Below are 20,712 nucleotides of genomic sequence, written 5' to 3'. Positions count from 1 at the left end.
TAACTCGAGTTAATGACTATAACATGAATAGAGTTAATAATGATGTGAGAACTCGAAATGTAAATACGACAAATGATTTAAATGATAATCAGAATAAAAATAATAATTGGGCTTGGCTTGGTTTATTGGGAGTACTAGGATTATTTGGTCTTAGAAAAAAAGACAAAGATCCAGAAACATGTTAATGTAGAACATTGTATTTAATTTTAAAAGATATTTATTTATCAAAAGAATGCAAAATGAACCGCCTTTAATAAGGCGATTTTTTATTTTTTAAAATCAATAACAATCACAAAAAACGGATGCAATTAATCGGAAACAATGAATTTCTTAACTTAATAGTAATAGAGCATTACATCTATTGGACAAACTACGCTCTTTTTTATACCTTTTCTTCACTTACCCATATCTTATATTTTGTGTAACTAATTTAAATGCTACAGCCCTTGATATTCATAGCTTCATAACACTTCCTCTTTTGAGTTACACAACACATTAAAAATGAGTAACTGTATAGAATGGGGTAGAATAACATAGTCATCAAGTTAAAAGTTTAATGTACCAACAATTAGGAAGCTTTGTATGTTAGAGAATTTCAACCTAAAAAAGTCGGATTCCTATACGTTAAGTAAAGTGAATAAAGTCTGTTACACTCTCTTCTTTAGGAACGTTTCCATAATATCCTTCTTGAACCATTCATAATCAAACTGAAAAGCTACATTATGCGTTTTATAGCCTGGATTTGTAACAAAACGAAAGTCTGCAATGCTTTGACCAAATCCTTCCCCTTGATCAGGAATTACTTTAATGGGTACCCTTGAAAGACTAACAGCCTCTTGATTCAGCAAATACCATACCGTTACAAAATCATGCATAGGACTTCCACTTATACCAGGATTAGACTTGGAGTAGAAATTATAATAATAATCTAACATAGGTTTGATGATGAGTCCTGCAAGATCCTGTGTATTCCGATGAAATGCATCAATTTGTTGGACCATTTCGGGTGTAACAATCGCATGTTGAGTCACATTTAAAGGAATAATCGTCAAGTTCTTTGCATGCTGTAAAATTAAGTTTGCTGCATAAGGATCTGCGTAAAAATTAGCTTCAGCCACAGCAGTTACGTTACCTGGATAGAAAAAAGCTCCCCCCATGCAAATGCATTCTCTTACATTTCGCATTGTTTCTAAATTTAATACAAAAGTCGTAGCTAGCGAAGAAAGTCTTCCTAAATTGATAATGGTAAGATCTTCTAAATTTGATTCTATAATTTGATAAATATCATTTAAAGGATAAACTGGATATGAAATTTCAGGTGGAATAATAGGTCCTAATCCAACTTTTCCATGTACCTCAGGGAAATACTGAATTAATATACCTGTCAACGGTACAGAAGCACCAAGGAATACAGGTATTTCTTCTCTTCCCGCAATGTACTTTAAATAGTTTATATTTCTTATTACATTTTCTCTTGATACATTTCCATAATCGGCCACAATTCCTACAAGTTGAATGTCTTTACGAAAAAAGATGTACAGTATAGCAAAGGCATCATCAATCCCTAAATCTGTAAACAGGAGAACCTTTTTTTGCATATCTCTTCCTCCAAAAAATTTATAGAATTCTACTTTCACCAATGATGTAGTGATTAGACTACGCTTGTATATATATTTTTTATGTATTCTTAAAGAATGGATTCTATTCACTTGAAATAGCTTTGCTCATCTAAATTTTATTTTATGTTCTTAAGTCGTTTGGTCTATTGGGAAGTATTTTAAATCCAAAGTCTCAATACCATCTACAGTAAGTTCTCCACCAATTGGCTTACATTGAAAACAATGAGTGATAGTCTGAGCTTTATCTCCGTTCGGAAACTCACCAGAATATTTAGAATAGACACCTATAAGATGTTCAACTTCAACATTTAATCCTGTCTCCTCAAATATTTCTCGTTTAGCGGTTTCTTCAAGAGATTCTCCAAGTTCCATAGCACCACCTGGAATACCCCATTCATTTCTATCTCCCCGTTTTTGTAAAAGAATTTCATTTCGTTCGTTATAAACAATACCTCCAGCAAAATTAAGAAATATTAAATCATGCCCTACTTTTCCCCGGATATAACGAATGTAGTCCTTATTTGTAGTCATAAATTCCCTCCTAATTTATATATAAAATACAAATTAATTATATATAAATATAGAAGAAAATGGTAACGAAAATGATGATATTCCTTATTCTCATAAGGGATTTTCCCTTTACTTTTTATCAATCTATGCGTTTATTAACCATTTCTATTCTAATACCTTCATTTCCCAAATCCCCTTTCAAAATAAAGAGAACACCATTTCTTAAAACAATTTTATCGCAGTTCTAAAAATTGGTGTCCTCTAGTTTTCTAGCCGGACTATATTCTATTTTCAAGCCCATCTCTACCTCCCTATGAATAAAACTCAACGTTCTGTTTATACTACAACTACATCTAGAGACACATCACTGTTTAGAGCGGCTAGGTTTTGTTAGCTGCTCTTTTGTGTTTTACACAAATAAAATCAATAACTCAGCATATAATATCTATGTAGCTAGACTATTACCTCTGTATCGAGCAGTTAGGCTGGGCTAAATGCTCTTTTATTTATGACAAAATAAAACTTTTAAACAAAATTACTTTCGTATAACATTTTCAATCTCGCCTACACTATAACTGTAACTTTAAATTACACATCTATTACTTGTAGGGCCTAATTTTCTTTTGTGGAACAGGTGGTTAGCTCATAAAGTTAACCACTTTGTTGCGTTAAATATTTTTTATTTCTCAATACTTAATACCTGGAATTAATTCTAATTTATTGGTATTAAACTATTGACATTGATTTTCCTCATATGCAATTTTTGAAAAGGCCTTTTCTCTCATATCAGGCTCTTTTATTTATTAAAAAAAGATTATTTTATATAGATTACTATAAGCATCCATAAAGCCAAAGCACCAATGATAGCGAGTACTATACGTGTTGATAGTATCCTTACTTCAAAGTCTGTTTTCTTGGAGGGTTCAGGATATGCAATTATGTAAATTCCCTTTAATAATGCAAGCCATGCAATAACCGTTAGGAATCCCTGCCAGTTGAATACCCATACATTATGTAGAATTACAGTACCTAATCCTAGGAAAATCGATAGAAAACCATACATAATACCAAATCCTCTGTCTTCAACCACTAATTTTTTTAAGTCACGTAGCACAGATGGACGGACGAAAAGTATTCCCGATACGATAACCGTCATCCATCCCCAGAACAGCCCTAAAAAAGTACTAGTTTCCATTATTATTTCACTCCCCTCAATTATATTTATATTTCAGATATTCCTTCCTTTAGAACAATTCCAGCACTTTTCACATTTACAATAACTAAATATCCCCATCTTACCAGTTTTAAAATCTTCATTGTCATGACTATTAATAAGTTTATATCTTTGTATACATTTAGGTTATTTTAATTTACCCAACCAATTTCCTAATATAAATTAATTCCTTTCCTCTCGAAGATATTCTTTCTATTCCCACCCTCTTAAGGATATATCGGAAAATATCTCCAATCATTGTAACGTGGTAGCTTGTTTTTCTTTAAACAAAAGGATTATTTTGTTTAAAAATTCATTCCAATTTATAACCACTATATTTTTCTTATATTTTCCATTAAAATTTAATAGCAATATTTTGATAACAAAGGAGCAACCTATGAAGCATAATATAAATCTATGGTCTTTTTTTTCATTAGTTTGCATTGCTTTTTTTCTTTTATATCTTGAAGTATGCACACCTGAAATGAATACGTCGTTTATAAATATCGTTTATTTTCACCCTTTATTTTTTGTACTCATTTTTTCAATAGGAACTTTTTTTGCTGGTATTAAAGGATTCTCTAAAGCAGGTAATTGGATAGCAATGCTTAGAAGCATAGTAACAGTTCTACTAACATTGTTATTATCAGTGTTTTTAACACTAACTTTAATCGTTGGTTATGCATTAAGTTAAACGTAATTCTTCACGAATAAAACTAAATATTACGTCAATACTATATATGACATTAGATTTTCTCCTTGTTCCCCCTTGGAGAAGAGCAGTTAGCTTTTGCTAACTGCTCTTATTTTCTACAATTGGTTTCATTTACCTGATGTATTTAACGTAATATTAAGTTACAATATAAACGAATAAAATATATTTGGCTGTTATACCATTACCCTAGGAAACTAGGGTTTTTATTTCTATAAAATGAAATTTTTATTGTAATTACTCACCCATAGTTTTATATTTTTCAAATATTCCATTCTTCCGGAGAGTATTTACTAGCTGCCTTATCGTTAATTCCGTTCTTCCTAATGCTAAAGCAATTCCCTTCATCTTTCCGAATCCATAATACTTACATATGTAGGCTAATTCTTTCGTTGTATACGGCTTCTTATGATTCGGATGGTAATCGGTTGGTACTTCATTCGGCCCTGCGCATCGTATTGAACTTCCACCTTGATCACTTTCCTTTCAAATGAAGTTTTTATTAAGCTACTTGATAAGCTTTACAAACCCATGATTCATCTTCGTCTGCGTCAATCCGCAAAGAATATTTCTACCTTCAATTTCAAACCATTCTTCATTACGGCCGTCGCCTCAAATACTCCGCTTATATGATCAAATTTCTTGATATCCTCGTCCTCTAACATTCCGAATTCTTCTGGGAGACTATCGTAGAATTTTTCTACTGCATTTTCTAAATCATACTGACTTTTATATGTTTGTTCGTGAATTAACTGGACCTCCATTTTCATCCTCCTTTTCTAATAAAATAGCGTTTTTGTTTAGTTTCACTCTAAAAGTAAAATTTTCATTTTTTCATTCAACCAAGTTCATAACATATTCTTTTCCCCCGATAAAATAATGATTAGGTGTCCCATGCGCATTTTATTCATTGGAAATAATACCTTTCACGTACTTACGTATTAGAAACTTCATTTCTGCTTCTTCTCCACTAGCAATTTTGTTCACTTTTTTGATACATTTATGAAACATTCACATGTTATCTTCAATATGTTCTATTCTTTTTGAAAAACCATGTGAGAATACCAAAATAAGAAGCCCTAGAGCCCTAACTCTAGGGCTTCTTGTTTTCAAATAAGGATTTTGCTAAAAAACTACACATTTATTAAGAACATGCATAAAATATAATGTGGTATTCTTTTTCAATATTAATGTTTATCCGAGAGCGCCTTGAATGGCGCTCTTTAATTTCCAAATAACATTTTTAGATAATTACGAGAGCGGATTTTATTATGTTGTACAAGCACTACTTCACTTTATTAAATAGACTATATAGATATTTAAAAGAAGGGAGCTTTAAATTCATATGGCTGATTACTTTTATAAAGATGGTAAAAAATATTATAAAAACCAATCACATTCCAACAATCAAAAAAATAACTGTTTTATTGAAACTCATACGATAGCTGGTTCTGCAGAAAATGAAAATGGAAATATACCTGTGTCAGTTTTCCTTGAAACCACCGCTCCACAAACTGTATTTGAGGATTTTACAAACAATCATAACAAAACATTAATTCAGTTATTCGTTGTCGGTATGAGTGCACCCGTTCAAGTAACTATTCTAACAAGAAGATCTAGCGTACCAATTACTACTACATTACAACCTGTTCAAACAAAAATATTTCAAGTTGAAGATTTTCAAGGTCTTACTCTTACAAAGCAGGAAGGTTCTACTAGTGTAGTTAGTTTATTTGTTCAAAAAACATTTTGTATATGCTGTAACGATAATAACGATTCATGTGATGAATATTACCAAGAATGTAATTGATAGATTAAATCACCAGAAAAACCCTTTATATAAAGGGTTCTTTTCCTTTTACTCCCCTCATTTTCCCGTTTTTTATTAAAATAACGATTTTATTATGTTTCCTAACTTACAGTAATGTCCTTAAAAAACATTCATATATATTTATCAGATGCACTTTTAAATCCCAGAGTATCAAATACTTTTAAGAGTTGACTGACCAATAATATTCGAATTATCTTTAAAAACTTATTAAAAATAACTTAGATACAAAAAAGCTACGTTTTATATCGGATAAAAAATTATCTTACGTAAAGGAGCTTGATTATTTGTGAATTATCAAAATGATAACAACTCTAACATTCACAAACCTTGTTCTTGTCCATCTCCCACGGCTAACAGTTTAAATGTTGTTCAAACTACCCCATCAATAGTTTCTGTAAACTCTGCGATTCCACTAGATACTGTGGTAAATTCTAATGGCACGGCAATCTCATTCACACCACCAACAACTGTTTTACTTGAAGGTGGAAGAACCTATTTGGCAATCTATGAAGTGCAAGTTATCATTCAACCAGGAGGTAATTCGGCAGGTATCACTATGTATCTGAATAATAATCCAATCATTGGATCAGGTACTTCTCTAGGATATACAGCCGGATTCACTTCTGTATCAGCCCCCGCAATTTTCACTACACCTCCAGGTATAACAAGTACTCTTACTGTTAATGTAGGACCATATTCTAATACATTAAATACGTTGGGCTTAACTCTTGCTGTTGTAGCATTGACATAATAAAATGTAAAACTCTCTACAATGATTTTCTTTGTCCTTTAACTGTTTTTTGGGTTAGCCTCTAGGAACTCAACATAACTACATATAGAAAAAGAACATTATTTGGTTCGATAGTAATAGGTGACTCGACTAGCACAATTGCTGAGTCACCTATTTATCTATAACAAAATAAAGCTTTTATTTAATTTATTACTTGTTCTTTTTTATGCATTATTCTATTACAATTCATTTTCATGTTATAATTACCAACAGTACATATTTTAATAGGCACAACAAATCTCATAAATATAGGAGGACCTTAATGATCCTAACTCAAGAAAAGAACATAAAATTAATTATGCATTTTCTTACATTATTATCTTTTTTTATTCTTATTTTCTTTAGTGTCACAATTTTTTATATACCTTTGGTTTTCTATTTTGTATGTAAATCACAAAACATTCGGAAAAATATCCTTGAAGCTGTTTTTTACCAACTATTCATTTGGATAATTACAGTAATTTGGAATCTTTTCATAATAAGAATCTTAATGCTATTTTGGTCTAATTTAGACTTGGCTTCAAATAACACTTTAATTATTTTCGGGGTAGCTCCTTTATATCTAATACTGTTTCTCTTGTTAATTTTTGGACCTATAAAAGGAATTTTATATGTGCTACAAGAAAAAAACTTTCATTATCCTATTATTTCTAAATGGATTAACAAATAAAAATACGTGTAGAAGAATTCAGAGTTTCACTGAATTCTTTTTTTATGGATCTTTCAAAATCTTTTACAACTTCCTTCATTCCTTCTTTTTAATAAACTTCAACTTTTATTACAATAACGCTTTTTTTAAATACAATCGTTTTTCTATAAACTTTGTAACCTTCATTTCCTTTCCTATGATTACAATTTCCTCCTAGCAACCAAGTATTGGCTATATCCCCCATATGAACACCTCAATTTTATTGGCATATACTTTGAAGGAAAAAACATTTCAATTAAACATATACCTACAAATTCAGTTGCTAATAATTTACCAAAAATTACTTAACATTTAATTTTTTAAAGGAGGTATTTATGAGATATAATCGAAAATCAAATTCGTGTGATAAATTTCAGCAACCCTGCTTTGTTTCTATATCCCCTTGTGATCAAAGTAATTGCTGTACACCTGTTTTTTTCTCGAATGCTCAACAACAAGAATTATTGCAAATAATAAATCAATTAAATCAAGCCATCCTTTCTTTTTTCACAACACCAAATCCAACAACTATACAAATACTCCAATCAGCATTACAGGCATTAAATGATTTATTAATAGCAGTACAACCAAATACACCAAATAGAAATTTAGTTATAAGAACTATAAATCAATTAATTAATTCTTTACCTACCGCATCTCTCACTCAAATCTCAGCATTATTCCAATTTCTATTCCAAAGCTTGTCTTCACTTATAAGTTGTTCAAATATATCGGACCCCTTATTACAGCAAACATTCAACTTAATTTTACAAGGAATCTTAAATAGTTCGCTATTAAGTAACATCGGAACACCGGGGCCGACTGGAGCCACTGGACCTAGAGGATTTCCTGGACCTAGAGGCGCTCAGGGTTCTCAAGGTGTGCAAGGAATTCAGGGGCCGGAAGGACCAGAAGGACCGGAAGGACCTCAAGGTGTGCCAGGGATTCAGGGACCGGAAGGGCCGGAAGGGCCTCAAGGACCTCAAGGTGTAGAAGGACTTCAGGGGCCGGAAGGACCAGAAGGACCGGAAGGACCTCAAGGTGTACAAGGGATTCAAGGACCACCAGGACCACCTGGGCCTACTGGTTCAGGGACCGGAATGGGAATTCCTGGACCACCGGGACCTACTGGGCCTCAGGGTATCCAAGGGATTCAAGGACCGGAAGGACCGGAAGGGCCCACTGGACCTCAGGGTGTACAAGGAATTCAAGGGCCGGAAGGACCGGAAGGAGCCACTGGACTTCAGGGTGTGCCAGGAATTCAAGGGCCGGAAGGACCACCAGGAGCCACTGGACCTCAAGGTGTGCAAGGAATCCAAGGGCCGGAAGGGCCACCGGGACCTACCGGAGATTGTGATTGTCCACCGGGACCTACTGGACCGACCGGACCTACTGGGCCAACCGGACCTGCATGTAATTTCCTAGTATATGCTACAAATGCAGGACTCATAGATGACCCTACAAATGATACAGTATCTGTAATTAACACCGGAACAAATATAGTAGTTGATACAATTACTGTAGGTAATGCACCACTTGAAGTAACGGTTTCACCAAATGGAGCTCGTGCCTATGTTACTAATATTTTTTCTGATACCGTTTCCGTTATTGATACTGCTTCGAATACTGTTATCGCTACCATTCCCGTTGGAACTGATCCAATCGGTGTAGCTGTTTCTCCAGATAACACAACTGTTTATGTTGGAAATCATGGTAATAATACTGTTTCTGTTATTAATGCAGCTACCAATGCAGTTATCGCTACCATTCCTGTTGGCCTCGCTCCACAAGGAATCACTGTTTCACCAAATGGGACCTTTGCATATGTTGCAAACGAATTAAGCAACACAATTTCTGTTATTAATACTGCTACCAATGCAGTTATCGCTACCATTCCTGTCGGTATTCGTCCTAGAATAATCGTCTTCACACTAGATGGTACTCGTGCTTATGTCACAAATCAAAACAGCAATACTGTTTCTGTTATTAACACCGCTACCAATGCAGTTATTAATACAATTAACGTAGGTATCGAACCTGTTGGTATAGATATTACACCGGGTGGAAATCTTATTTACGTTGTAAATAAAGTTAGTAATAATGTATCTGTAATAAATGTGGCGACAAATACTGTAATTGATACAATTTCTGTTGGTTTATCTCCTGATCAAGTAACCATCATACCTGATGGCACTCGAGCATATGTTACAAATCAAGCTAGTAATACTGTTTCCGTTATTGATATTGCTACGAATACTATTATCACTACTATCCCAGTAGGTGTCGCTCCAACCGGAATAGCTACTGGAACTATTTGTGAATAAAATAAAGAAATGAAAGCCACAGATAGTTTTTATTAACATTGATAGTATGTGATATTCTTTCTTTAACTACGTTCAAACAACCAGGATAAACCTCTATATTCTGTTAATATTCTTTTCTGTTTTGTCTTACAGAACCTGCCGAGCCGCTAGCTGTTGTTAGCTGCTCTCTTTCTATAAAATCCAAATCAAATACCAATCAATTTACTGAAATTGATTTTTTTGGAATTACATGATAATATTTACCTATAAAATTATTACCCTTATACAAAGAGCTATGAGCCTTTCCACTCATGGCTCTTTTTTATTACGATTTTCACTTCACATCTACACGATCAACTTTACCGTTTATCCAAACCGCGACTTGCTCACCAAATCCACTCATTGGTGGATTGACTACTGTTACATTTCCGCCCTTCACTATTAAAAGTTTGTTGCTACCAACATCAATTTCTACTTTTTTCAAATGTCCATCTCCCTTTTACTACCGCATGTACTCGACAACATCAGTTTTAAAGCCACTTCCCAAATAAACCCTTACTGGAATTATTTCTTTTTTATCCCTCACTGCCTTACACAATTCTTCAGCTGTATCCCAATTGGAAAACTTGTCTACAACTCTTTGAAATCTCCGTGTATTCATTAACTCTTAGGATTTATTCTCATGTTTTACCGAGCATGCAGGAAGAAGGAGTAAAAAATTTTGGTGAAAATATCTTTGGATAGCTAACGTTTGCAGAATGTTTGCATTTTATATCAAAAAGCCAAACAAATCTTGTATTAACAAGGTTTATTCACTTTAACATATGTTATCATGTATAATACATATGTTAAGTAAATTCAGAATAACGAGGCAAATATTATGGACTTTGTTTATATTAATCAAAACGTGTTAAATAATCTTCTATACATTCTATGTAGTATATTTGTTTTTTATTTCATATATGATAGCCGGCACTATTTAAAGAAATATAAAATACTACTGATTACCCTTTGTTCTAGTATTCCGCTTATTTTATGTATGCGATACCCTATCTATATGGATGAAAGTTGTATTCATGATTTAAGACAAATTCCGGTCATAATAGCTACGCTTTATGGTGGATTCCCTGTCGGTATCATATTGTTTACAATTTTATTAATTACAAGATTTATATTTTATGGATTTAATATGCTAACAGTCGTTGTTTACGGAATAATGTTCATCGTTACAGCACTCGCATCTTCAAAATTTAATACATATAATAGAAAACTTAAAGTAGCTTTTTCCATGTTTTTAACCTTTTTCCTAGCAATATTTACAACTTTAATTGTATTAACTTTATCAGATTTTGAAGTGAATAATTTGTATATTATTTATTTCATGGTATTACCGACTACTTTAATGTTATTTATTGTTTATATAAATGAAGTTATAAAGGATGCTGTATTAATGCGCTCTAAATTAATTAAAATGGAAAAAATGGAGATTGTTAGCCAACTCGCTGCAAGTATATCGCACGAAGTAAGGAATCCCTTAACGGTTGTAAAAGGATTTACACAGCTTTTAAAAACACAAAATTTAACTCCTGAATCAAGAGACGAATATATTAAACATATACTTGAAGAGTTAAATCGTGCCCAAGAAATTATCGATGATTACTTAACGTTTGCCAAACCTGCTCCAGAAAAATTAGATCAAATTTCAGTAAAACAAGAGTTAAATCGAGTTATTAATATGATATTGCCATTGTGTAATATGAATACGATACATATTACACAGGATTTTTCTGAGGCAACCATTGTTGGTAATAAACAGCACTTTCAACAATGTTTTTTAAACTTAATAAAAAACAGTATTGAAGCAATGCCTAATGGTGGTACCTTAAATATTTCCTCATCTATTAATAATAGTAAAGTTGAAATACGAATTGAAGATAGCGGAGTTGGAATGTCACAGGAGCAAATACATCGATTCGGTGAACCGTATTTTAGTACAAAAACAAAAGGAACTGGTTTAGGTACAATGGTTGCTGTTAAGATTATTGAGACGATGCATGGAAGTTTAAAAATCCGAAGTATCGTTAGTAAAGGAACGACTTTAACGATTACGTTCCCGAAATATAGTGAGAATACGCATTTAAACAAATAAAAAAGGAGCATAGTTGCTCCTTTTTTATTTGTTTCGATACATAAGTATCTTCAATGTTTTTTTAGTTTACATTTGTGAAGACTAATTAAAAATTAGTATCCTCCGCCCCAGCAGCTGCATCCTACAATTATTAATAGAATGAATAACACAACTAGTAAAGCGAAACCTCCACCAAAACCACAAGAACCACCGTAACTCATATTTTCTCCTCCTTTTGGTTTGAAAACTAATAGGTAGTTGATCATTTTAACTGGTTCGTATTATACATTATGTATATATCCCTTTTTTGAGCATGTCTACATAAAAATAAGTAAAAGCACTCGTTTAAAGAGTGCTTTAAAATGGATACCAAAAGTTTTGAAATACGTTTAATTTTAAATATACCGCAACAATAAATATGAAAATACCGGCAAATAAAGCGATGAAATCTTCACGTTTCGCCTTACTTGTATAAAACCATGTACGTTTATCCTTCTTTCCAAATCCTCTTAAATCCATTGCATTTGAAACCGTATCTATTCTTTCTAGAGAATGAATGATTAGTGGCCAGAAAATTAAAACACGGTTCTTCATACGAACCCATAAACTTGCTTCTCCTTTTTCAAAAGCCACTCCTCTTGCTTCTTGCGCGTGTTTAATAATTTTATACTCAGACTGGATGTCAGGAATATAACGTAGTGCAATATTTATTGCATATGTAATCTTATAATGAATACCAAGTTTACTTAAGCTACTTACAAATTCGCTTGGATCTGTCGTGTAAATAAAAAGAAGTGTAAATGGTAATAACGTAAAATACTTTAATGAAAGTGTAGCTGCATAAAATAATGTTTCATATGTAATCGTTGCATATCCAACATGTAAAAACGCGGTATATGATTCAGTTAATTCAGATCCATGAGTTGGTGTAATAAATAAAATCATGACAGAGTTTAATAAACTAAATGTAAATATGACACTAAAAACAATTAAAATTTTACGAAATGGAATTTTAGCAATGCTGAGTCCGATACACCCAATAATAAATAATATTAGCAACACCCGAAAATCAAAAAACAAAAAAGTAAGCGTCATACAAAAAATAAATAAAAACAATTTCACTACCCCATCCATACGATGAAAATATGTACTATGCACCTTCCTCCCTCCTATTACTGTCTAAATAAAGCTCCATAAATTTTTCTGGACATGCAATCCCACTAAATTTAATAAGCTTGGTTAAAGAACTCTCTCTTAAGTTGGCTCTTTGTAACGTTTCTTGATCGCCTAATACATCAAACACTGTATTATCCGCAATAATTTTCCCTTCATGTAGAACTACTGCACGGTCTGTATATTCTAGCGCGAGATTCATATCGTGAGTGATAAAAACAAATGAAATTCCCTTTTTAGCTAGGTTTTTAATAAACGACATAAATTGTTTATAATGATAATAATCTTGTCCCGCTGTCGGTTCATCTAATATGATAAGCTTAGGATTTGTTGTTAATACAGATGCGATTGTTAGTCTCTTTTTTTGCCCATAGCTTAGTGCTTGAATTGGCCAATTACGAAATGGATATAAACCACAAATTTTTAAAATCCCTTCTACTTTATTCTTAATTTCTTCCTTAGAAAAATTATGTAATGTTAATGTAAATGAAACTTCTTCAAAAACAGTAGGCTGTGTAATCATATGATTTGGATTTTGCATCACGTAAGATATGATTTCCCCACGTTTACGAATAGACCAAGAACTAATATCTTTACCTTTTAACGCAATTTTCCCATTTTTCATTTTGTTTATACCTATAAGACTATGAGCTAATGTTGATTTCCCTGCTCCATTATGTCCTAACAGTGCCACAATTTCTCCTTCATATATTAAAAGGTTTACATTTTCTAATACTTTTTGTTTATTAGGGTATGAAAATGATAAATTCTCCACTTTAAGTAATTCCTTGTTTTTAGCATTCCTTTCTAATATGACTTGTTTCTCCATCCACTCTTTTATAACGTTTCTTACCTTTTCTTTTTGAAGGTTTTCCATTGGATATATTACGTCATTATTACGATCAAAATGTAATCTCTTTAATGCTTCGATGTAAATAGGCTCTCTTAAGCCAATACGTGGTAATATATTTGACGCTAAGATTTCTTTTGGTGTTCCCATCGCAATGACTTTACCTTCATCAATTAATATAACTTTGTCTAAATCCAGTTTTAAAATTTCTTCTATCCTATGTTCGATAATAACAATCGTTTTATTATACTGCTCATGTATATCTTTCATAAGTTCTATCGTATGTATGGCGCTTAGTGGATCTAAGTTCGCTAATGGTTCATCGAACAATAATATATCCGCATTTGTTGTTAATAAACCAGCAAGAGAAACTGTTTGCTTTTGACCTCCTGATAATTCATGTGGACTTTGTTTATGAAACGTATGCATCTTCACCTTTCTTAATGAGTCCGAAACAATCTTTTTCATGTTATCTTGCTTTACACATTCATTTTCTAAATAAAAAGCTACATCTTCTTCTACTGTCAGACCAATAAATTGAGCATCTTGATCTTGTAAAATTGTTCCTACCTGTTTACTTTGTTCAAAAATACTTCCTTCCCTTGGGTCTTTACCGGCAATTAAAACGTTACCTGTGCTATTCCCTTCGTAAGAAAATGGGATTAGCCCATTTATACAATGAGCTAATGTCGACTTTCCTGAACCACTTCGTCCAGCAATTAGCACTTTTTCCCCAGGGTATATATGAAAGGTAATATCACTTAAAGTAGGCTGCGCAGCATGCCCATATTGAAAGGTGAATTGTTCAAACGAAATAATTGGTTGCATGTTAACATCCCTACTTTTCAATTTTTAAATGTGTATGTTTCTTATTGGATTTCGCCAAACCAATTGTAAGTGGCAATCCAAGTACTAAGAAAACGATGACATCGGAAATTGTTGCTCCTAATACTTGTATAACAATTTTGTCAAATGGTTCTCCCATCACAATAATATCGAATGCCCCAGCAAATATAATAGCAATGACAATACCAACTAGCCCAGTAATTGCTAAATAAGAAATATCCCCCTTGTTAAACGACCCGTTTTTCACACTAAAACCAACTCTTTTTTGAATAAGCCCCATTGAAAAACCAATAATTCCTGAACTAATAACCCATCCCCACCAAATACCCCATCCAGCAATCGTATCTGTTACGGTATGACCGATAAGTCCGATTAACAGTCCTGCCACTGGACCAAATAATGCTCCAAAAACAGTTAATATAGCTAATGCTGGTTTAATAAATGTATTCGGTGCAATAGAAAATCCCCAAAGTCCTAATATCCCGTATAATGCTGCTCCAATACCGATTGCTACTACTAACTTTGTTGATAATTTATTCATGACAATTCCCCTCTCATATTAGTCAACTTTTATTACTCTATATTTAATTTAAAAATGAATTATGCATCGACACTCCCTTTCTATACAACAAAAAAATGACCTCTTACATAAGAGGTCACTTTCTTTCACTTTCAAGAATCCTCTTATCTTTCAAAAAACACATCGTGTCCTCTGCGGAATTAGCACCTTCCTATAAAATTGCATAGGGGTTGCTGAGGTTTCTTAGGGCCGTTCCCTCCACCTCTCTGGATAAGTATTAATTTGTAATTCGTATTATGGCACTAAAGAATGTAAATTTCAACACTTTTCTTACTATTTTTATTTTTTATTAAATAGCACATTTAAATCATTGTATTCTTATCGGAATTATGAAATAATGAATTCAAAATCGTTTCGGGAGGAATGCATTATGAAAGTTATTGGTTTGATTGGAGGATTAAGTTGGGAATCTACATCATTATACTATAAACATATTAATACACTTACACTCTCTCAATACGATCAAAATGCGAAGCTAATTTTATATAGTATGGACTTTGGTGAAGTAACTACTTTATTACAAAACCATCAATATGAAGAAGTGAAAAATGAACTAGTTACAGTTGCAAAGAAAGTTGAAAAATCTGGGGCTGAATGTTTATTAATGTGTTCAAATACTGTACATCTATTTGCCGAGGAGGTAGAACAAGCAATATCTATCCCGCTTCTTCACATTGGTGATGTAAGTGCTAAAGAAATGGTAGAACAGAATATAAAACGTATCGGACTATTAGGAACAAAACAAACGATGGAGCAAGATTTCTATAAATCACGATTAGCGAAATATAACATTGAGACAATTATCCCAAATGACGAGGAAAGAACTTTTATCCACCATGTCATATTAGATGAATTAAGTAGAGGGATCATTTCAGAAACATCTAAAAAAAGGTTATTACAAATTACAAAATCATTAATTCAAAACGGCGCTGAAGGTATATTATTAGGCTGCACTGAAATACCTTTACTCATCTCCCAAAATGATCTTACTGTTCCCGTTTTTGATACTGCTTTTTTACATGCAAATACTGCTGTACAATTTGCTGGATAAGAATACACAAGCATAAAGGTGAGAACCTCTATGCTTGTATACAGTTACGACTAATTATCCCGCTATTTGCAGGCAGTAAAGCCCCACCAATTAAAGTTTTACTTTATTTAAAAGAGATTCAATAACTGCAATCGCTTCTTTTGAACCACCACATTCTAAAAAGCTATCATTAAGTTTTCTTATACCATATTTATACTTTTCATTTGAAAGTACATCTGTTACGGCCTCTTTTAAAGTGTGTACATTAACATGTTCTTTCAATAGTCTATGTGCCGCTTCAAGCTCAGTTAATCTTTGCGCTATCATTGGCTGATCTTTATCATGCGGTATTATTACAAATGGGACATTATAATGAATGGCATCGTGTACACTATTCATACCGCCATGTGTAATAAAAACATCTGCTTCATTTAATATTTCTGATTGAGGTACGTATGGAGCAATTATAAAATTATCTGGTGCTTCCTTAATTTTAGAAATATCATTTCTATCACCAATTGCCATTACAACTATCCCATCAAAATCTGAAAAAGTATCAATACAAGTATTAAAGAATGGTTCGAGTCCTTCAAGCAGTGTTCCCATTGAAATATAAATAACTTTCTTTTCTTTAAGTGATTCCAGTGGAAACTTTATATTTATTTTACGCTTTGAAATACTCGGTCCCATAAAAATGTTATTTTCCCCGAACGATTCGCTATTAGGTTGGAAATAACGACTTGTGTATACGAGACAAACATCACCCTTATTATTCATAAATTGAAGATTATTCTTTGGTTTTACTCCAAATTTATGTTCCATCTGATTTAGTAATTTTTCAGAGATTTCCTCTGGTTGAAATGGCATATCTGCATTTGGATGAAAAGGTAATGTCTTCAAAAATTCTGGCGGAATTAAAAATATAGGTGAGGACACTACACCTGGAACTTGTAAATATTCCTTTACTAACTCTCCTGCGCCAAATATATCATAAATTACGAAATCAAAATTTATACTTTCATATAATTGTTTCGTAATTTCTAATATATATAAAGAAGTTTGAACATGCACATGAAAGAAAGCATTTAACCCAGATGAGGTTTCAGCATCAATAGAAATCTCTTTTAATAGATCCGGATGAGTATGTACAGTAGCTCCTAAATCTTCAATTCTATCCTTAAAGTTTGCCGTTGTAATATAATGTACGTTATCCCCTCGTTCAGTAAAGGCTTTTACTAAATTTAATGTAGGGTTTACATGCCCCTCTGCTGGAAAATTAACTACTAAAATATTTAGCACTTATTCCTCACTCCTTACATTTCACTGTTTTAATTAAGCATACTGTTATTTGTACAAGTAATCTTCCCCTAATAGTCCTAATATGCTTGCTACATTATATTGATAAATAATTTTCAGTCATCAACATAAAAAAAGCATCTACCTATGTAGATGCCTAACCGTGATAAGGAGTGTTCTGTGAGGTTAGAACAAGCGTTTCTGCTTGTCCTATGCTATCAATATATGATTTATTTTATAAAATGTGAATCGTTAATAGAATTATTTTATCCATTTTATATGATCAAATGGATAAAATACCATTTCTACTTTACCTATTATATTTGATTCATCAATAAGTCCAAGTGTATTCCTACTATCTTTACTATGATTACGATTATCACCTAACACAAATAATTTATGCGTAGGAACTTTTATTTCTCTAAAATTTGAAAAACGATTGGATACTTGCGACATATCTAAATGTATATACGACTCCTCACGCTTTTTACTGTTAATAAATACCTCATCCTCTTTTAGTTGTATGTTATCCCCCGATAATCCAATAATTCGTTTCACATAGTAAGTAGGCTCGTCTTCTTTTTTTATAATGACAACATCTCCATGATGAAAAGACGATAAACAGACGTTTACCTTATTAACAAGTATATAATCTTTTTCATTCAAAGTAGGTTGCATAGAAATTCCTTCTACCATACAAAATAAAAAGGATTTATTAATAAAAATAACCCCTATTATAATGAATATGTAGCTACATATGTTCCGCCAATATTTTAGAATAAACAGCTTCATATATACCTCATTTCCAATCTATTCCCAGATAAAAACGCCTCTAGTTTACAGAAATACTAGAGACGTTTCGTACATTTTAATTCTCTTTAGAGGCATCTGTTTTTGGCGCTTCACCAGTTAATCGCTTATTTTTCAAATCAAAATAAGCATCTAAAACTTCTTTTCCAATATCGGAGTTAATTCCCGATTTATCATTTTCAACCCATGGTACTACAACAGAAAATGCTACTTCTGGATCATCATATGGCGCATATCCAGCCAATGTTAAGTTATAACATTCTCTACGATCACCTTTCGCATTTCGCCCAATTTCATTTTCTCCACCATATACAGTTTGTGCGGTCCCTGTTTTACCAGCTGGTTTATATGGTGCTTTTTGGAATGCTCTTACTCCCGTTCCATCTCCCTCTTGAAATACTTTTCTAAATCCTTCTTTTACTTGATTAATATATTCTTGTTTCATATCGATTCTATTTAAAACAACGGGTTCTATTGATTGTACTACTTTACCAACCTCATCTTTTTGAACGGTTTGTTCTCTAATCTCTTGAACAATTTGTGGTTTCATTCGATACCCTCCATTTGCGATAGTCGAAATATATTGTGCAAGCTGAAGTGGTGTATACGTATCATATTGTCCAATAGAATAATCTAATAAGAAACCAGGCTGATTATCTTTTCTTCCAATTTGCCCTGCGGTTTCATTTGGTAAATCAATACCAGTTTGTACGCCTAGTCCAAATTGCCTGAAATAATACCTCATTTTATCAAAATATTCTTGTTTAATATCTAGTGAACTATTTTTCACATAACCCACGCCAGCAATTTTTAATGCTATATTAAACATATAAACGTTTGAAGAAACTTGTAACGCTCTTAGATCGTCTATATCACCAAAATTTTTCCAAGACTTCTTTTCCTTAGTTCCTTTAAATTTCATAGGTGCATCATAAAAATGTGTTCCAGGAGTTATTGCATTTGTTTCAAACCCTGTTAACACTGTCGCACCTTTAACCGTTGATCCAAGCTCATATGAACTTGTCAGCGTGCCTAAAGCATAATCTTCAACTTCCATTTTCCCGTCTTTTTCTGCAAGCCTTTTCCCAGCCATCGATAATACTTGGCCATTTTTCGGATTCATCATTACTACGAAAGCACGGTCTAACATTGATTCTGATCCTTTATATTGTTTTAATATTTTTTCTATGCTCTCCTCTACTTTTTTTTGCAATTCCATATCTATTGTTAAAGTTAAATTTTTACCGCTTTTCCCTTCCGAAACCGTTTCCGTTCTAATAGTATTTCCTTGTTTATCAGCAATGCTTCTTACTTCTTTTTTTGTACCATGAAGTACATCTTCGTATTGCTGTTCGATATAACTTTTGCCGACCCTATCATTTCGGCTATAATCACGCACTAAATAATAATCTAATCGTTCACGTGGCAATCCTTCATCAGCATTTGAAACGTTACCAAGGACAGAACGGAATAATCCATCATTTACATAGATTCTCTCCCAATCAACTGATGCGTCTACTCCTGGAAGGTTCGCTAAATTTTCACTAATCACCGCATATTCCTGTTCACTAACGTCCTTTTTAATAATTTGAGGTGCCATTTGAAAACCTGAGGTCATTTTACTTTTAATAGCTAACACTTCTATATCTTTAGCCGTTAGTTCTTGAAGATTTTTATCTGTAACGCGTTTCCTTTTTAAATCTTCTATTTTTTTGTCTAGCTCTTTTCCGGTAATATCCTTATCTCGGAACTTATCTATTTCTTTTTTTGATACTAAGTCTTGAGCAAGTTCTGGATTTAATTGCATCCAAAAGTCTTTCTTATCAGTCTCAGTTAACTTATCTATATCTTCTTGCGGCATTTCAATAATATCTGCAAGTTGTCTTGCTGATTTTAATATTTCTTCTTGTTTTACACCTTTCAACTTTGTATATGTAATCGTACGTAAAGACTTATTATCAACTACTGGATTTCCTTCACGATCAAATATTTTCCCACGTGGTACAGAAAGGCCCACGGTTGCATTTTCTCTCTTCTCTACTTCATTTTTATATGTTTCTCCATCAAAAATTTGCACTTTCCCTAACTGAATAATAATGCCAGAAAATAATAAAAATACACAAAGGAATAAAATATTTAACCGGAGAGGTACTACTCTACCACTTTTCTTCTCTTGCTTTTTCACCTTGTCATAATCTCCTCCTTACAATATTTCAAATAATAATCACATTTCTATATTAAAAGTAATGTACAATTTCTATACATTGCTTTGTACAAATATTAATATAATGTTTAAAACTTAATAGAAATTAAAACAAAGGTAAAGAAAAGGT

At 32.6% G+C, this 20,712-nt stretch carries 17 protein-coding genes, 4 pseudogenes and 1 riboswitch; of the genes and pseudogenes, 8 read left to right on the top strand and 13 right to left on the bottom strand.

Annotated elements, in window-relative coordinates:
• Positions 1-2 precede the first annotated feature (2 nt).
• Positions 3-185 (top strand): annotated as a pseudogene (locus V7S45_RS12990) (WGxxGxxG family protein); the annotation flags it as partial.
• 462 nt (positions 186-647) lie between these two features.
• On the opposite strand, the gene V7S45_RS12985 reads toward V7S45_RS12990, so the two are convergent.
• The 3 genes and pseudogenes from V7S45_RS12985 to V7S45_RS12975 all read right to left on the bottom strand — a co-directional run bounded on the left by V7S45_RS12985 (position 648) and on the right by V7S45_RS12975 (position 3,324).
• Positions 648-1,598: a nucleoside hydrolase gene (locus V7S45_RS12985; protein ID WP_001170283.1), complete on the bottom strand. Its 951-nt coding sequence runs from the start codon at positions 1,596-1,598 to the stop codon at positions 648-650.
• Between the two features lie 162 nt (positions 1,599-1,760).
• A pseudogene (locus V7S45_RS12980) lies at positions 1,761-2,150 on the bottom strand (NUDIX domain-containing protein); the annotation flags it as partial.
• Positions 2,151-2,943: 793 nt separating this feature from the next.
• Positions 2,944-3,324, bottom strand: a complete 381-nt coding sequence (locus V7S45_RS12975; protein WP_000450247.1) for a hypothetical protein — start codon at positions 3,322-3,324, stop codon at positions 2,944-2,946.
• Between the two features lie 415 nt (positions 3,325-3,739).
• On the opposite strand from V7S45_RS12975, the gene V7S45_RS12970 reads away from it, so the two are divergent.
• Positions 3,740-4,036, top strand: coding sequence for a hypothetical protein (locus V7S45_RS12970; RefSeq protein ID WP_000682204.1), 297 nt, complete (start codon positions 3,740-3,742; stop codon positions 4,034-4,036).
• Positions 4,037-4,291: 255 nt separating this feature from the next.
• Here V7S45_RS12970 and V7S45_RS12965 read toward each other — a convergent pair.
• Together V7S45_RS12965 and V7S45_RS12960 are read right to left on the bottom strand one after the other, a co-directional pair.
• Positions 4,292-4,524, bottom strand: a pseudogene (locus V7S45_RS12965) (DNA-entry nuclease).
• A 32-nt stretch (positions 4,525-4,556) separates the two neighbouring features.
• Positions 4,557-4,818, bottom strand: a pseudogene (locus tag V7S45_RS12960) (hypothetical protein).
• A 581-nt stretch (positions 4,819-5,399) separates the two neighbouring features.
• Here V7S45_RS12960 and V7S45_RS12955 point away from each other — a divergent pair.
• The 4 genes from V7S45_RS12955 to V7S45_RS12940 all read left to right on the top strand — a co-directional run bounded on the left by V7S45_RS12955 (position 5,400) and on the right by V7S45_RS12940 (position 9,687).
• Positions 5,400-5,864 (top strand): hypothetical protein, encoded by a 465-nt coding sequence (locus V7S45_RS12955; protein ID WP_000796392.1) that lies wholly within the window; start codon positions 5,400-5,402, stop codon positions 5,862-5,864.
• 307 nt (positions 5,865-6,171) lie between these two features.
• On the top strand, positions 6,172-6,636 hold the full coding sequence (locus tag V7S45_RS12950; RefSeq protein ID WP_001109242.1) for a hypothetical protein: 465 nt from the start codon (positions 6,172-6,174) through the stop codon (positions 6,634-6,636).
• A 301-nt stretch (positions 6,637-6,937) separates the two neighbouring features.
• Positions 6,938-7,345 (top strand): DUF4870 domain-containing protein, encoded by a 408-nt coding sequence (locus V7S45_RS12945; RefSeq protein WP_000604160.1) that lies wholly within the window; start codon positions 6,938-6,940, stop codon positions 7,343-7,345.
• Positions 7,346-7,698: 353 nt separating this feature from the next.
• Positions 7,699-9,687 (top strand): beta-propeller fold lactonase family protein, encoded by a 1,989-nt coding sequence (locus V7S45_RS12940; RefSeq protein ID WP_025687415.1) that lies wholly within the window; start codon positions 7,699-7,701, stop codon positions 9,685-9,687.
• Positions 9,688-10,000: 313 nt separating this feature from the next.
• Here V7S45_RS12940 and V7S45_RS12935 read toward each other — a convergent pair whose 3' ends face one another.
• Positions 10,001-10,150, bottom strand: a complete 150-nt coding sequence (locus V7S45_RS12935) for a DUF3954 domain-containing protein (protein ID WP_000754941.1) — start codon at positions 10,148-10,150, stop codon at positions 10,001-10,003.
• A gap of 396 nt (positions 10,151-10,546) precedes the next feature.
• Between V7S45_RS12935 and V7S45_RS12930 the strand changes: the two genes are divergently transcribed.
• Positions 10,547-11,815, top strand: coding sequence for a LytS/YhcK type 5TM receptor domain-containing protein (locus V7S45_RS12930; protein WP_000348330.1), 1,269 nt, complete (start codon positions 10,547-10,549; stop codon positions 11,813-11,815).
• Positions 11,816-11,907: 92 nt separating this feature from the next.
• On the opposite strand, the gene V7S45_RS12925 is transcribed toward V7S45_RS12930, so the two are convergent.
• The 4 genes from V7S45_RS12925 to V7S45_RS12910 form a co-directional block, all read right to left on the bottom strand.
• Entirely contained in the window at positions 11,908-12,015 is a 108-nt protein-coding gene (locus V7S45_RS12925) for a YjcZ family sporulation protein (protein ID WP_000120182.1), read from the bottom strand.
• 136 nt (positions 12,016-12,151) lie between these two features.
• Positions 12,152-12,952 (bottom strand): energy-coupling factor transporter transmembrane component T, encoded by an 801-nt coding sequence (locus tag V7S45_RS12920; RefSeq protein WP_000556372.1) that lies wholly within the window; start codon positions 12,950-12,952, stop codon positions 12,152-12,154.
• Complete coding sequence (locus V7S45_RS12915; RefSeq protein ID WP_342761889.1) at positions 12,945-14,645, bottom strand: ABC transporter ATP-binding protein; 1,701 nt, start codon at positions 14,643-14,645, stop codon at positions 12,945-12,947. Before V7S45_RS12915 ends, V7S45_RS12920 begins: the two co-directional genes overlap by 8 nt.
• A gap of 10 nt (positions 14,646-14,655) precedes the next feature.
• The gene (locus V7S45_RS12910; RefSeq protein ID WP_001038210.1) at positions 14,656-15,204 is read right to left on the bottom strand and encodes an ECF-type riboflavin transporter substrate-binding protein; all 549 of its coding nucleotides are present in this window, start codon (positions 15,202-15,204) and stop codon (positions 14,656-14,658) included.
• Positions 15,205-15,344: 140 nt separating this feature from the next.
• Positions 15,345-15,460, bottom strand: a riboswitch (SAM riboswitch).
• 153 nt (positions 15,461-15,613) lie between these two features.
• Between V7S45_RS12910 and V7S45_RS12905 the strand changes: the two genes are divergently transcribed.
• On the top strand, positions 15,614-16,294 hold the full coding sequence (locus V7S45_RS12905; RefSeq protein WP_000864372.1) for an aspartate/glutamate racemase family protein: 681 nt from the start codon (positions 15,614-15,616) through the stop codon (positions 16,292-16,294).
• Between the two features lie 90 nt (positions 16,295-16,384).
• Here the strand turns inward: V7S45_RS12905 and V7S45_RS12900 are convergent, their stop codons facing one another.
• The 3 genes from V7S45_RS12900 to V7S45_RS12890 all read right to left on the bottom strand — a co-directional run bounded on the left by V7S45_RS12900 (position 16,385) and on the right by V7S45_RS12890 (position 20,564).
• Positions 16,385-17,572, bottom strand: a complete 1,188-nt coding sequence (locus V7S45_RS12900) for a macrolide family glycosyltransferase (protein WP_322372855.1) — start codon at positions 17,570-17,572, stop codon at positions 16,385-16,387.
• A 258-nt stretch (positions 17,573-17,830) separates the two neighbouring features.
• Positions 17,831-18,361: a signal peptidase I gene (lepB, locus tag V7S45_RS12895; protein ID WP_342761888.1), complete on the bottom strand. Its 531-nt coding sequence runs from the start codon at positions 18,359-18,361 to the stop codon at positions 17,831-17,833.
• A gap of 76 nt (positions 18,362-18,437) precedes the next feature.
• Positions 18,438-20,564 (bottom strand): penicillin-binding protein 2, encoded by a 2,127-nt coding sequence (locus tag V7S45_RS12890; RefSeq protein WP_342761887.1) that lies wholly within the window; start codon positions 20,562-20,564, stop codon positions 18,438-18,440.
• Positions 20,565-20,712: the final 148 nt, after the last annotated feature.

Origin of the sequence: Bacillus sp. BR3(2024), from assembly GCF_039134555.1 — a bacterium.
GTDB classification, from domain to species: Bacteria; Bacillota; Bacilli; order Bacillales; family Bacillaceae_G; genus Bacillus_A; species Bacillus_A cereus.
The sequence above is the reverse complement of the archived record's forward strand: the minus strand, read 5'-3'. Positions and strand labels throughout refer to the sequence as shown.

Bases quoted from the DNA above. Each gene is read 5' to 3' on its own strand.
- V7S45_RS12985 (WP_001170283.1), bottom strand. From the start codon at position 1,598: ATGCAAAAAAAGGTTCTCCTGTTTACAGATTTAGGGATTGATGATGCC.
- V7S45_RS12975 (WP_000450247.1), bottom strand. From the start codon at position 3,324: ATGGAAACTAGTACTTTTTTAGGGCTGTTCTGGGGATGGATGACGGTT.
- V7S45_RS12970 (WP_000682204.1), top strand. From the start codon at position 3,740: ATGAAGCATAATATAAATCTATGGTCTTTTTTTTCATTAGTTTGCATT.
- V7S45_RS12955 (WP_000796392.1), top strand. From the start codon at position 5,400: ATGGCTGATTACTTTTATAAAGATGGTAAAAAATATTATAAAAACCAA.
- V7S45_RS12945 (WP_000604160.1), top strand. From the start codon at position 6,938: ATGATCCTAACTCAAGAAAAGAACATAAAATTAATTATGCATTTTCTT.
- V7S45_RS12940 (WP_025687415.1), top strand. From the start codon at position 7,699: ATGAGATATAATCGAAAATCAAATTCGTGTGATAAATTTCAGCAACCC.
- V7S45_RS12930 (WP_000348330.1), top strand. From the start codon at position 10,547: ATGGACTTTGTTTATATTAATCAAAACGTGTTAAATAATCTTCTATAC.
- V7S45_RS12925 (WP_000120182.1), bottom strand. From the start codon at position 12,015: ATGAGTTACGGTGGTTCTTGTGGTTTTGGTGGAGGTTTCGCTTTACTA.
- V7S45_RS12915 (WP_342761889.1), bottom strand. From the start codon at position 14,645: ATGCAACCAATTATTTCGTTTGAACAATTCACCTTTCAATATGGGCAT.
- V7S45_RS12910 (WP_001038210.1), bottom strand. From the start codon at position 15,204: ATGAATAAATTATCAACAAAGTTAGTAGTAGCAATCGGTATTGGAGCA.
- V7S45_RS12905 (WP_000864372.1), top strand. From the start codon at position 15,614: ATGAAAGTTATTGGTTTGATTGGAGGATTAAGTTGGGAATCTACATCA.
- lepB (WP_342761888.1), bottom strand. From the start codon at position 18,361: ATGAAGCTGTTTATTCTAAAATATTGGCGGAACATATGTAGCTACATA.